At 46.4% G+C, this 12,556-nt stretch carries 13 protein-coding genes; 9 read left to right on the forward strand and 4 right to left on the reverse strand.

Translation table 11 applies throughout. The features are described from left to right. Positions 1-175 precede the first annotated feature (175 nt). Entirely contained in the window at positions 176-1,018 is an 843-nt protein-coding gene (gene lipL / locus NQ095_RS16335) for an octanoyl-[GcvH]:protein N-octanoyltransferase (RefSeq protein ID WP_258264524.1), read from the forward strand. A 322-nt stretch (positions 1,019-1,340) separates the two neighbouring features. Here lipL and NQ095_RS16340 read toward each other — a convergent pair whose 3' ends face one another. Beyond that, a complete protein-coding gene (locus NQ095_RS16340; RefSeq protein WP_309137657.1) occupies positions 1,341-2,156 on the reverse strand; it encodes an RsfA family transcriptional regulator in 816 nt (271 codons plus the stop codon). A 247-nt stretch (positions 2,157-2,403) separates the two neighbouring features. On the opposite strand from NQ095_RS16340, the gene NQ095_RS16345 reads away from it, so the two are divergent. The 3 genes from NQ095_RS16345 to NQ095_RS16355 all read left to right on the forward strand — a co-directional run bounded on the left by NQ095_RS16345 (position 2,404) and on the right by NQ095_RS16355 (position 4,773). After that, positions 2,404-2,628 (forward strand): YuzB family protein, encoded by a 225-nt coding sequence (locus tag NQ095_RS16345; protein ID WP_060674304.1) that lies wholly within the window; start codon positions 2,404-2,406, stop codon positions 2,626-2,628. A gap of 272 nt (positions 2,629-2,900) precedes the next feature. After that, positions 2,901-4,202, forward strand: a complete 1,302-nt coding sequence (locus tag NQ095_RS16350; protein ID WP_258264525.1) for an HD domain-containing protein — start codon at positions 2,901-2,903, stop codon at positions 4,200-4,202. 61 nt (positions 4,203-4,263) lie between these two features. Beyond that, positions 4,264-4,773: a YwgA family protein gene (locus NQ095_RS16355; protein WP_258264526.1), complete on the forward strand. Its 510-nt coding sequence runs from the start codon at positions 4,264-4,266 to the stop codon at positions 4,771-4,773. Between the two features lie 58 nt (positions 4,774-4,831). On the opposite strand, the gene NQ095_RS16360 is transcribed toward NQ095_RS16355, so the two are convergent. Both NQ095_RS16360 and NQ095_RS16365 read right to left on the reverse strand, forming a co-directional pair. Continuing rightward, positions 4,832-5,020, reverse strand: coding sequence for a DUF4083 domain-containing protein (locus NQ095_RS16360; protein ID WP_258264527.1), 189 nt, complete (start codon positions 5,018-5,020; stop codon positions 4,832-4,834). 149 nt (positions 5,021-5,169) lie between these two features. Next, positions 5,170-5,355: a 2-hydroxymuconate tautomerase gene (locus NQ095_RS16365; RefSeq protein ID WP_034765056.1), complete on the reverse strand. Its 186-nt coding sequence runs from the start codon at positions 5,353-5,355 to the stop codon at positions 5,170-5,172. Positions 5,356-5,611: 256 nt separating this feature from the next. On the opposite strand from NQ095_RS16365, the gene NQ095_RS16370 reads away from it, so the two are divergent. Together NQ095_RS16370 and NQ095_RS16375 are read left to right on the forward strand one after the other, a co-directional pair. Beyond that, the gene (locus NQ095_RS16370; RefSeq protein WP_258264582.1) at positions 5,612-6,217 is read left to right on the forward strand and encodes a site-2 protease family protein; all 606 of its coding nucleotides are present in this window, start codon (positions 5,612-5,614) and stop codon (positions 6,215-6,217) included. 15 nt (positions 6,218-6,232) lie between these two features. Further along, on the forward strand, positions 6,233-6,736 hold the full coding sequence (locus NQ095_RS16375) for a YwhD family protein (RefSeq protein WP_258264528.1): 504 nt from the start codon (positions 6,233-6,235) through the stop codon (positions 6,734-6,736). Between the two features lie 882 nt (positions 6,737-7,618). Here the strand turns inward: NQ095_RS16375 and NQ095_RS16380 are convergent. Then, entirely contained in the window at positions 7,619-9,679 is a 2,061-nt protein-coding gene (locus NQ095_RS16380; protein WP_258264529.1) for a transglycosylase domain-containing protein, read from the reverse strand. A gap of 421 nt (positions 9,680-10,100) precedes the next feature. Here NQ095_RS16380 and speE point away from each other — a divergent pair, with 421 nt between their 5' ends. From speE to NQ095_RS16395, 3 genes are all read left to right on the forward strand, one after another. Continuing rightward, on the forward strand, positions 10,101-10,931 hold the full coding sequence (speE, locus tag NQ095_RS16385; RefSeq protein ID WP_060674316.1) for a spermidine synthase: 831 nt from the start codon (positions 10,101-10,103) through the stop codon (positions 10,929-10,931). Between the two features lie 103 nt (positions 10,932-11,034). Beyond that, positions 11,035-11,907, forward strand: a complete 873-nt coding sequence (speB, locus tag NQ095_RS16390) for an agmatinase (RefSeq protein WP_258264530.1) — start codon at positions 11,035-11,037, stop codon at positions 11,905-11,907. Between the two features lie 207 nt (positions 11,908-12,114). Beyond that, positions 12,115-12,552, forward strand: coding sequence for a YwiB family protein (locus NQ095_RS16395; protein WP_258264531.1), 438 nt, complete (start codon positions 12,115-12,117; stop codon positions 12,550-12,552). Positions 12,553-12,556: the final 4 nt, after the last annotated feature.

A 12,556-nucleotide genomic window follows, 5' to 3' on the forward strand; every position in this document is an offset into this window, starting at 1 on the left:
GAAATAGATGTATTAGGAACCGGATCCTTTAGGGGGTTCGGTTTTTTTGTTCTTTATTGGTGCATGGCAACAGGTGACGTATCCGGTATCTGTTCACCCGTCCAACCCCTTTTTCAGAAACCCCACCATTATGTGATATAATGAGCTCGCATGTTGTAAGTGAAGGAGAAGCGTTATGGATAAGGAAAAAGCATATGCACTGCTCCGTCAAGACCGATGGAGAGTGATCGATCAATCAAGTTTGGGACCGATGTTCGGGGCCCTGCAGTCGTTTGCCATGGACGATACATTGTGCACGGTGATCGGAGCAGGTCAGTCTGATCCGACAGCACGCTCATGGGTCCATCATCAAACGGTTGTATTAGGTATTCAAGATACAAAGCTGCCGTTTCTTTCTGATGCCTTGGAGGTGTTGGAAGAAGAAGGCTATCGATATATTGTACGAAACTCCGGTGGCCTTGCGGTCGTATTGGATGAGGGGGTACTGAATCTCTCATTGGTTTTCCCTGATTCTGAAAAAGGCATCGACATTAACCGTGGCTACGACGCTATGTGGCTGTTGGTAAAGGATATGTTCAAGGAATTTGACGTGGAAATCGAAGCGAAGGAGATCACACAGTCCTACTGTCCCGGCAGTTACGATCTCAGCATCAATGATCGGAAGTTTGCAGGGATCTCCCAGCGGAGGATCCGGAACGGGGTTGCCGTACAGGTTTACCTTTGCGTCAATGGAAGCGGTTCTCTGCGGGCGAGGCTGATTCAGCGTTTTTATGAGACCGGACTGAAGGATGGTACGTCGAAGTTTACATTCCCGGAGATTGCCCCTGAGGTGATGGCTTCATTATCGGAGCTCTTAGGAGTCGAATTGTCGATTCAAGATGTAATGCTCCGCTTCCTGCAGTCGTTGAAAGGATTCAGCGGCGAATTTTACAGCAGTGCCCTTCAGGGAGAAGAGTATGGGATGTACGAGATGTATTATCAGCGGGTCATGGATCGGAATGAGAAGGTGTTGGGATAACGGGGAGAGCCGGACTTCGGTTTATATCGGAGTTCGGCTTTTTTGGATTTAATTGGAAAAGACGTAATTAATAAAATAATGACGCAATCACCCCCGATTTCGACGCAATCAATGGAGAAATGACGCAATCGAGCGGATACCCGCCCGTCTTGAACTGAACGTCCACTCTTGATTGTTGCATTTTTAGCTAAAATAGGTTTTAGGTAACTAGTTTTGGACCAAACTGGACATACTTTACGTTTTGTAGAAAGAGATTCTTTTGTATCTCACAAACTCCATGAAAAAACCAGCACGCCCACAGGCGCACTGGTTGGGAATATCATTATTCAGCTACTTTTTCGAGATTTCCGTTCCGGTCCATCTTGAAGCGTGGTGCTTTCGATTCGTCTTCATCGAATACGACGAGCTTTCTGGCCCGATTCATGATTTGCATGAGTGTTTCGTAGTCTTCCTGCATCGTGACAGAGTTGTTTTCAAGGGCTTTGACTTTCTTTTCGAGCTCGGCATTTTCTTTTCGGAGGTCGGAAATCTCCTGCTTCAATCTCTGATTCTCAATTTTCACGTAATCGGAATTCATGTTGGTTTGGGCCAGGTTCTGAAGGTAGGCGATCACCTTTTCAAGTGTGACTTCCCCTTTTAGTCCCGTTGGCTTTACAACATGGTTGGCAGCAGGTGCTTGTGGTGCGACGTAAGCTTGTTCTTCACTTGCTTCCACTTTAAAGTCCTGCACTGCTTCTTCGGTTTCTTTCCCCAGTTGCTCCGTTTCCGGTACGTAGTTCTCGTACTCTGCAAACTCCATTTCTTCTTCCGCTTCAGACATTGATAGAGACATAGCGTCTAAATCGTCGAAGGAAGGTGTCGGTGGCTGGTATAATAGCTTTTTCTTCCCCCCCTGGTCTTTCCCGAGGATGCGGTGGCGCTGTTTGCGTTGTTTTTTTGCTAGTGAAAGAGCTTTCTCGTACTGGTGGCGCACAACAGCGTTCCAGCGAAATCCACATGCCGCGGATGTGCGGTTCAGTTTATCCCCGACTTCCTCGAAGGCGTTTAATTGTGTGCTGCCTTCACGGACATGTCGCAAGACCGTTTCGGCCAATAATAGATCATTTTCTTCCGTCCAGGCATCCTGTCTTGTTTTCATCATCATTTCATCTCAACTCCCAAAGTTTTCTTAAAGTATTCGTTGATTAAAGGATGGACCATTTATAAGGTTTTTATACGAATATGTTAAAATTATTTTCTGTCTGCTAGTTTCCTTGTATCAGTGACGAACGCTTGGAGGATGGAAACGATGTTCACTTGCAAAACATGACTGAAAACTGTATTCTATAAATCGATGTTTACGACGTATAAAATCCATTTCAATAGATAGAAAGGGTTGTTGACAGATGGCAAACGAATTCCGTGTTTGCGATGATTGTCAGGCCGTTAACCTAAAGACCTTGATACCAAAGTTAAAGGATATTGATCCGGATGCACCGATCGACATTGCGTGCCAATCCTATTGTGGTCCAGGACGCAAAAAGACATTCGCTTTTGTGAATAATCGTCCTGTAGCGGCGTTGACTGAAGAGGAACTGATGGAAAAAGTGATCAAGAAAATAAAGAAATAAAGGGAAACTTCCGCCTGAGGGAGTTTTTTCTTTTCTACTGATAAAAATAAATAAAGGTTTGCGCCTCTTTGGAAAAGGAAACTAGATAAGGGGTAGAGAAATACATTAGGAGAGAATTTTTTGTCAAGAGTCCAAATTTTTTGAAGGATTTGGAACGCTTGCGGTTGAACAACCAAAGGACAAATACCTATTTTTTTCGACAAAATTCGAGATGAATGCGATGAAGTAAGTCGCTATAATAGAAATATGCTAGTTTAGGAAGAGGGTAGAAGATGGAGTATGCCAAGCAGAAATTACATGAAGAAAAAGTATTTAAAGACCCTGTTCATCGCTATGTTCATGTAAAGGATCGCGTGATTTGGGATTTGATCGGGACCAAAGAGTTCCAGCGACTCCGCAGAATCAGACAGCTCGGAACCACCTACTTGACCTTTCACGGAGCGGAACACAGCCGGTTCAACCATTCCCTTGGCGTCTATGAGATCATCCGCCGCATCGTCGATGATGTCTTCATCGGAAGACCGGAGTGGAACCAGGATGAGCGATTACTGTCATTATGTGCTGCGTTATTGCATGATCTTGGGCACGGACCGTTTTCCCATTCCTTTGAAAAGGTGTTTCACCTCGATCACGAGCATTTTACCCAAGCCATCATCTTAGGGGATACAGAGGTGAACGAGGTTCTCGGTAAAGTGGCACCGGATTTTCCTAAACATGTGGCAGAAGTGATCGCGAAGACGTACAGTAACAAGCTGGTCGTCAGCCTCATTTCAAGCCAGATCGATGCAGATCGCATGGACTATCTGCAGCGTGACGCCTATTTTACAGGGGTGAGCTATGGGCATTTCGACATGGAGCGGATCCTCCGTGTCATGAGGCCGCGTGAAGATCAGGTCGTGATCAAGCAGAGCGGGATGCACGCCGTGGAGGACTATATCATGAGCCGCTATCAGATGTACTGGCAGGTGTATTTCCATCCGGTCACCCGCAGTGCAGAAGTGATCTTGACGAAGATCCTGCACAGGGCGAAGGAGCTTCATGAAGACTACTATTCCTTTAAGCAAAGCCCGATCCATTTTTATTCCCTGTTTGAGGGGGAAGTGGCCCTTGAAGATTATTTGAAGCTGGATGAAGCAGTCATCATGTACTATTTTCAGATTTGGCAGGAAGAAGAGGATCCGATTTTACGGGACCTTTGCGAGCGATTCATGAACCGGAATTTATTCAAGTACGTTGAATTCGATCCGGCGAAGGAATACAAGAAGCACAGTGAACTGGAAGCCCTCTTTAAAAAGGCGGGAATCGATCCCGATTATTATTTAGTGGTGGACTCATCTTCAGATCTTCCATACGATTTCTACAGACCTGGCGAGGAAGAGGAACGGCTCCCGATCCATCTGCTGATGAAGAATGAGGAGCTCCGGGAATTATCAAGGCAGTCGGATATCGTGGATTCCATCTCAGGGAAGCGCCGGACCGATCACAAATTATACTATCCAGTGGATTTACTATATGACGAATCGACGAAGAAGAATATTAAGAGACAAATAAGGAAGATTCTAGAACTGACATAAATGACACTACAGCCAATGAGGATCTGACATATGCAATACTAGGAGTAGGAGATGACGTACATTGTTGAAAGATCATGCAAAACTGATGAGTGCCTTCTTAGCCTCGGGTGAAGTGGTGGGAAGAAAGAAGCTTCAGAAGATGATATTCATCGCCAAGAAGCTTGAATTCCCGTTTCAGGAAAAATTTCAATTTCATTTTTATGGTCCGTATTCGGAAGAATTGACGCTTCGTGTGGAGGAGCTTTGTAATATGGGGTTCATCTCTGAGGTGAAGGAGAAAAAGGGCGGCTATTATCAATACCGTTATACCGTCACGAAAGAAGGAGAGGACTTCCTGGAGATCTACGAAAAGGATATGCCTTACCTGAAGGATTGCCTCACGGATATGAACGTACAATCAGCACGCTTCCTTGAACTTGTTTCAACCATCTTATATTTTGACAACCTTCCAAAAGAAGAAGTCGTGGAGAAAGTGTTCACACTCAAGAGCAAGCAGAAATATACAGAAGAAGAAATCGCCGAAGCCTTCGCCTACATCGAGGGATTAAAAACGAAAAAAATCGTTCAGTAGAGAACGTTCTTATATGAGATAAGGGGATCGCCCGTTTTGAGGCGATCCCCTTTTCACACTATTTAGGCGTCTGATCCATTTTTTCGATAATCCGATCAAGCTTTTCTTCAATTTGTTTATCTTGTTTTCGCTGGTGGATCCGTTTATCCCGCAATCCTTTCGCCATCATAAAAGCGAATACGACAATGGCTAACAGGAGAGCCACCATGAACAATTGGAAGATGACGTCGCCGATATTGAAGTCCATTTCACTCCATCCTTTCCATATGTGTATGGTATATCGTATTCGCCAGATGTGAATGGTACCCATTTTTTCTGAATAGATCCATTTGGCAGGATAAAGAGACCCCTTTGAAAAAGGAAAGCCTGCCTGGAGAACAGGCAGACTTAGACAGTTTACTGATCGCTTAGTCTCTTGCCGCCGACGGCATAGTGACCTTTCGTCATTTCTTCAATGAAGACTACGATTTTTTCTTCAGGTGCTCCCGTTGTTTCGCTGACGGCTTCGGTCACTTTTTCGACGAGGGCACGTTTTTGTTCTTCTGAACGGCCTTCGAGCATTTTTACGGTGATATAAGGCATTATGATTCGCTCCTTGGTTTGGGATTTGGTACAATCTGTGGTAGGCTCGTACTCTTTAAATGTAATGGGTAGGAGATGAGAGAGCAAGTTTGATATGATGATGTCATGCATGCAGGATTTTTTCTGTATACTATGGAATAAGGAAGTAAAACATTTTTTTAAAGGAGTACATACTTTGGATACAATTAGCTCACTTTTTGAGTCGATCTCCGTCTTTCGGCTGGAAGAACTTCCGTTTGTCGTGATCGCCCTCGTCATGGCCTTCACGGTCCATGAGTTCGCCCATGCCTTTGTGGCATACAAATTCGGGGACACGACAGCGAAGGATCAAGGAAGACTCACATTAAATCCGATTCAACATCTGGATCCGTTTGGGACCCTTTTAATATTAATTGCTGGCTTTGGCTGGGCACGACCGGTTCCGGTCATGAGATCCCGTTTCAAAAATCCGCGCTTGGCGGGAGTGCTCGTTTCGGTTGCCGGCCCCCTGAGTAATTTTTTACTGGCGTTCATTGCATTCGGGATTTTTTATTTCTTTGTTGGAGTGACGGGCGGAGTCGGAGTACCGCCGTTTGTCATTGATCTCCTGCAGATGATCGTTTACTTGAATGTCTTGCTGTTTGTCTTCAACTTACTGCCGTTCCCTCCACTGGACGGGTACCGGATCATCGAGGACTTGTCACCGAATCATGTCAGGGCAAAATTGTCCCAGTATGAGCAATATGGCGTTCTGCTATTTTTAATCATTGTCATCACACCTCTGGACGAATATACGATCTGGCCATTATTACAAGGTGGCATGACGGCGACCAATCAGGCATTCAGCACGATATTCACGACCATTTTTTCAATCTTTAGCTAGAAGGAGTGACGTTTCATGGAAAAGAAAAAAAACATTGGATTCAATATCATCAAAAGTGATCCCACTGACGGCCACGGCGGTTACGGAGTAGGATCTTTGAGCCTTGATAATGTTTCACCTGTGATGCTTGATGTCGAAGAAGGGAAAGCGACGATCGAAATCGGAGCCATGCATGCAAGAAGCCCGATCGAAAAAGGGATCAAATTCACGAATAACCGTGAGGACTCTGCAGGCGGCAAGCCGTATTGGCTCATCTGGATAACCATCGACCGGATGGAAGACGGACCGTACTATGCAGGAGTGACAGCTTGTGAGCTCGTCGTGAACCGCGAGAAGCGCAGGGGCTACAAGTCCATGCCGGAACATGTGAACAATATGGATAAATCCATCAAGCGGAAGATCGTCCTAGACCAACTGGACGACAAATCCAAAGGCATTCTCACAGACTTTTTAAAGAATCATGATCAAGGTATGTGGGAACGCTCAAAGGATGAATTGAAGGAAGCGCTAAAAATATAATAGATTATTTTGTGAACAAACTGTGACATTTTTTTGAATATGTCGTTCACATCTTGCTCTATTGTTAGAAAAAAAGTACACTTAAATCACAGTTTGCACATAAACTAGGACATGAAAAACCCCGGGTTCGCACAAACCCGGGGTTTTTTGTTTTGTTGTTATATAGCTGGGAATAGGGGCGGAATTTGAGTTGTCCCTTTTAGTGAACAAAAATTATGCTTGTCGGGCCTGCCCAAGCCGCCTCCGCTTTTCGTCCTGTCCAGCTCCAGGGCTTGGGGCTCGAGGTCATAAGCCAAGTCACCCAAAAAGGCAAAGACCGCCTTTCCGGGTGACTCGTCTTATGCTTGTCGCCCCAGTGCGAGCCCCTTCCGCTTTTCGAGATGTCCAGCTCCGGCGGCTAGAAGCTCGAGGTCATAAGTTAAACCTACCAAAAATGCAAAGAACGCCTTTCCGGGTGACTCGTCTTATGCTTGTCGCCCCAGTGCGAGCCCCTTCCGCTTTTCGAGATGTCCAGCTCCGGCGGCTAGAGGCTCGAGGTCATAAGTTAAACCTACCAAAAAGGCAAAGAACGCCTTTCCGGTAGGTTTACCTTATGCTTATCGCCTCTGAACGAGCCGCCTCCGCTTTTCGAGATGTCCAGCTCCGGCGGCTAGAGGCTCGAGGTCATAAGTTAAACCTACAAAAAGGCAAAGAACGCCTTTCCGGTAGGTTTAACTTATGCTTGTCGCCTCTGAACGAGCCGCCTCCGCTTTTCGAGATGTCCAGCTCCGGCGGCTAGAGGCTCGAGGTCATAAGTTGAACCTACCAAAAAGGCAAAGAACGCCTTTCCGGTAGGTTTAACTTATGCTTGTCGCCTCTGAACGAGCCGCCTCCGCTTTTCGGTTAAAAAATCCAATCCTTCACTTTATCATACCAAGATTTCTTCTCTTTTTCCGGTGCCTTTTCCTTCGGTGATTCTTTCTCACCTAGGTGTTCATGGCAGTATTCTGTTGGTTCGGTACCTTTTACAAAGTAGGTGAAGCGCTGCACCGGGCAGTCTTCTGTGGCGAGCAGTCCGTTATGGGGATTCACGGCCACGCCGACGACGCCCTTGGTCGGTTTGAAGTTTTTGACGGGTTCATCCTTCAGTGCCTCTTCCATAAAGTGGACCCAAATTTTCTTGGCATAGTATTTATCATCGACCAGGGAGACTTCTTTTCCTTTATCGTATCCGGTCCACACTCCTGCTGTCAGTTGAGGGGAGTAGCCGATCATCCAGTTGTCTGTGTTGGTTGTCCCGGATTTACCTGCATAGGGACGGGTTGCGTCTTTCCTGATCTGGATCCCTGTGACCGTCGAGTAGTCATTGAGCTTTGGGTCGAATATCCCGGTGAGCATATGGGTCATGACGTACGTGAGGTCAGGGTCTAGCACCTGCTCTTTTTTAGATTTCTGTTCGTAGATGACGTTCCCAGACCAGTCTTCCACTTTTGTAATGAAGACAGGCTTCACTTTGTACCCGCCGTTGGCGAAGATGCTGTAGGCGTTGACCATATCGATGACTCGTGCCCCTGATGTACCGAGTGCCGATGAAGGGTATTTTTTCACCTTTGTCGTCAGACCGAAGTTCTCTTTTGCGGTTTTCGTCAAGGTGTCCTGACCGATGAAGAGGTGGGTCTTCACGGCGTAGACGTTATCAGATAGAGCGATGGCCTGGGCCAGGGTGATGTCACCATTTGCATATTTATTATTGTAATTATGAGGGGAGTACTTTTTTCCGTCATCGAACGTGAAGGATGTCATTTCGCTCTTCATCGTCGTGGATGGGGTAAACCCTTGTTTTAAAGCAGAGTAGTACAGTAGCGGCTTGATCGTTGACCCCGGCTGGCGGATTGCCTGCACGGCCCGGTTAAACGGGCTTTCCTCGTAATTTCGTCCTCCGACTAAGGCTGTTACATACCCATTTTTCGGGTTCATCGATACAAACCCCAATTGGATATCCGATTTATCGGGGATCTGTTCCTTCACGACTTTCTCGGCGGCTTTTTGGTGATCAGGGTTGAGGGTCGTGTAAACCTTGAGTCCACCCATCTCGATGGTACGTTCTTCGATTCCCAAGTCGGAACGGAGGATGCTTTTGACTACATCCTGAAAATATGGGGCGGTTTCCGCCTTTTGATGGGCGTGCTCCCCAGTGATTCGGATCGGTGCCGCTTTGGAAACAGCCGCTTGCTCTTTTGATAGAATGCCGTCCTCGGTCATGGACTGAAGAATGAGTTCCTGTCGCTTCTTGCTATTTTCTATATGGGTGACAGGCGAATAGTAGGACGGTGCTTTCGGTATCCCTGCAAGCATGGCCGCTTCGGAAACGGTCAATTGATTGGCATCCTTGCCGAAATAATATTGGCTCGCTGCCTGGACACCGTATGCGCCGTGTCCGTAGTAGATGGTATTTAAATAGCCTTCTAGAATGTCCTTCTTGGAGTAGTTCATCTCGATCCTTATCGTATAGAGGGCTTCGGAGATCTTTCTCTTCCATGTTTTATCATGAGAAAGAAATAGATTGCGAGCGTATTGTTGTGAAATGGTGCTGGCCCCCTGGACCTTCGACATCGCTTTGACGTCGGCCAGGACGGCCCCGGCCATCCGCTTCAGGTCAAACCCGTAATGCTGGTAGAAGCTTTTGTCTTCAATGGAGATCGTCGCTTCAATGAGGGCAGGGGAAATTTCCTCCAGACCCACCCAGTAGCGCTTTTCGCCTGTATTCGTTTCTCCTATGACCGACCCATCCTCACCATAGATCAAAGTAGATTGAGGGACGGCAAGGGGAGGCGGTCCCTGAACCTTGGCGTAAATCAAAATCCCCATGAGACCCACCAAAAAGAGGACCATGCCCGCTAGAGCCCCGACCACTGCAAATCTCGCATATTTCTTTGTCTTCCCCATTCGAGCCATCAGTTCCATACCTCTCCCTACTTTCCCAACATAGGTCCGAATCATTTGAGGGACGGACCTTGGATTTTTTTATATTTGTCATCTCGTTTATACTGATTACTGTGTAGTATCAGTATGAAAAGTTTTACGAGATTTTAAACGTCAAAGGTTTAGAAAAAATTTCACTTGAAATTTTGCTAGATTCCACTATACTTTTTCTCATGTTTGTATTTATCATGATAGGGAAGGATAAAAATGACGTCCGCTGTGGATGTTTTTATAAATAGGAGTAAAGCCCGTTATGTCAGGGTTTCGCTTAACAGAGTGATCTATTTTGTCCTGAGATGAACGTGTGAAAACTTAAACTAGTGGTATATGATTTTGACAGCGAAGATCGACCTATGCTGGAAAAACCGATAAAAATATGAAAACAAGAAGGGAAGTTGAAACAATGAGTGGACTTTGGTACACAGAGAAACAAACAGAAAATTTCGGGATCACGATGAAAATCAAGAAGACTTTACATACAGAGCAAACGGATTTTCAATATCTTGAAATGGCTGAAACAGAAGAATGGGGCAATATGCTGTTCCTTGACGGCATGGTCATGACGAGTCAGAAAGACGAGTTCGTCTATCATGAAATGGTGGCGCATGTTCCGTTATTCACGCACCCGAATCCTGAGAACGTGTTGGTTGTCGGCGGTGGAGACGGCGGGGTCATCCGTGAAGTGTTGAAGCACCCAAGCGTGAAAAAGGCCGTTCTTGTTGAAATCGACGGAAAAGTGATCGAGTACTCCAAGAAGTATCTTCCGGAGATTGCAGGAGAACTTGAAAACGAGCGCGTGGACGTACAAGTCGACGACGGCTTCATGCACATCGCAAAGAGTGAGAACGAATATGACGTGATCATGGTCGATTCCACTGAGCCTGTCGGGCCTGCGGTAAACTTGTTCACAAAAGGTTTCTATGCAGGGATTTCGAAAGCCCTGAAAGAAGACGGGATCTTTGTCGCGCAGTGTGATAATCCTTGGTTCAAAGCAGACCTTATCCGCCAGGTACAGAGCGATGTAAAGGAAATCTTCCCGATCACACGCCTGTACACAGCGAATATCCCGACATATCCAAGCGGACTATGGGCATTCACCATCGGGTCCAAAAAGCACGACCCGATCGAAGTACCGGAAGAGCGTTTCCACGACATCGAGACCAAATACTACACACCGGAACTGCACAAAGCAGCATTCGCCCTTCCGAAATTCGTCAAAGACCTGACAAAATAAATTTGAGGGACGGACCTCAAATTAAAAGGAAAAATCCTATAATATCAAAGAGGGACGGACCTGAACCAAGGTCCGTCCCTCTCTAAAAGAGAGGTTGAAGAATATGCGTTTTGATGAGGCTTATTCAGGTAATGTGTTTATTAAGAGTCATCCTTCTTATGAGGATAGCCAGGTGGTCCTTTATGGGATGCCGATGGATTGGACGGTCAGCTATCGTCCGGGTTCCCGTTTCGGCCCGACCCGTATCCGCGAGGTGTCGATCGGTCTTGAGGAGTATAGCGCCTACCTCGACCGGGAGCTTGAAGAAGTGAAATACTATGATGCCGGTGATATCCCGCTTCCATTCGGTAATCCGCAGCGGAGCATCGATATGATTGAAGATTACATCGACGGTCTTCTTGGCGACGGGAAGATCCCGTTTGGAATGGGTGGAGAGCATCTGGTCTCATGGCCGGTCATGAAAGCCATCGCGAAAAAATATCCGGATCTTGCCATCATCCATATGGACGCTCACACAGACCTGCGTGAAGAGTATGAAGGGGAGCCGTTATCCCATTCGACTCCGATCCGCAAGATCGCCGAGCATATAGGACCGAAGAATGTCTATTCATTCGGCATCCGTTCAGGTATGAAAGAAGAATTCCAATGGGCGAAGGAAAACGGCATGCATATTTCCAAATTTGAAGTGCTCGAGCCGTTGAAGGAAATCCTTCCACAGCTGGCAGGACGTCCTGTGTATGTGACGATCGATATTGACGTATTGGACCCTGCCCATGCTCCTGGAACTGGAACTGTGGACTGCGGCGGAATCACATCCAAGGAATTATTGGCATCGATACATGCCATCGCCCACTCTGACGTCAATGTCGTTGGAGCGGATCTGGTGGAAGTGGCACCAATCTATGATCCATCCGAGCAGACAGCGAATACGGCAAGTAAGCTGATCCGTGAAATGCTTCTTGGCTGGGTAAAATAAACCATCAAAGCCTCTTCTCATTGGCAGAAGGGGCTATTCTTTTGCCGATAATCCGCTTACATCCCTCCAATAAATGAAAACTCACCATGTTCCATTGCATTTTCCCACAATACTTCTTATACTTAATTAGTTAGAAGGAAGGGACGTCTATTTGAGGGACGGACCTATCACTTGATCGGACCCTAAAAAGAAAAGGATGTGAGTGGTTTGACGGCAAAAGCGGATTACACCCCTGTCAAAGTTCACTTGAAAACCAAAATCACAATAGGAGAGGAAAGTGACTCTTTTGAACTGGTATCATTTGGTCGATACTATGAAAAAGGAGATGCCGTTTTTCTAAAGTACGATGAAGTACAAGAGGAAGGGACCACTCATACGATTGTTAAAGTAACGGATCGACAGGCCCTCATCCTCAGAAGCGGGGCAGTCAAAATGAGAATGGCCTTCAACGAACTCGAGGAACAGAACGGTTCCTACGAGAGCCAGCTCGGCACCCTCTTATTGACAACGAAAACCAAAACACTTTCACATACACAGAACGACTCGAAGCTTGAAGGGGACTTCAACCTTTCTTACGAGTTAAAGATGCAGGACAGTCCAGTGGGGGATTATGTTATGTCCATTCACTATAAGGAGGAAGCATAGCGAT

The organism is Rossellomorea sp. SC111, assembly GCF_024733565.1.
Classification (GTDB): Bacteria; Bacillota; Bacilli; order Bacillales; family Bacillaceae_B; genus Rossellomorea.

Bases quoted from the DNA above. Each gene is read 5' to 3' on its own strand.
- NQ095_RS16370 (WP_258264582.1), top strand. From the start codon at position 5,612: ATGGCCTTCACGGTCCATGAGTTCGCCCATGCCTTTGTGGCATACAAA.
- NQ095_RS16365 (WP_034765056.1), bottom strand. From the start codon at position 5,355: ATGCCTTATATCACCGTAAAAATGCTCGAAGGCCGTTCAGAAGAACAA.
- NQ095_RS16340 (WP_309137657.1), bottom strand. From the start codon at position 2,156: ATGAAAACAAGACAGGATGCCTGGACGGAAGAAAATGATCTATTATTG.
- NQ095_RS16380 (WP_258264529.1), bottom strand. From the start codon at position 9,679: ATGGAACTGATGGCTCGAATGGGGAAGACAAAGAAATATGCGAGATTT.
- NQ095_RS16375 (WP_258264528.1), top strand. From the start codon at position 6,233: ATGGAAAAGAAAAAAAACATTGGATTCAATATCATCAAAAGTGATCCC.
- speE (WP_060674316.1), top strand. From the start codon at position 10,101: ATGAGTGGACTTTGGTACACAGAGAAACAAACAGAAAATTTCGGGATC.
- lipL (WP_258264524.1), top strand. From the start codon at position 176: ATGGATAAGGAAAAAGCATATGCACTGCTCCGTCAAGACCGATGGAGA.
- NQ095_RS16345 (WP_060674304.1), top strand. From the start codon at position 2,404: ATGGCAAACGAATTCCGTGTTTGCGATGATTGTCAGGCCGTTAACCTA.
- NQ095_RS16360 (WP_258264527.1), bottom strand. From the start codon at position 5,020: ATGGACTTCAATATCGGCGACGTCATCTTCCAATTGTTCATGGTGGCT.
- NQ095_RS16350 (WP_258264525.1), top strand. From the start codon at position 2,901: ATGGAGTATGCCAAGCAGAAATTACATGAAGAAAAAGTATTTAAAGAC.
- speB (WP_258264530.1), top strand. From the start codon at position 11,035: ATGCGTTTTGATGAGGCTTATTCAGGTAATGTGTTTATTAAGAGTCAT.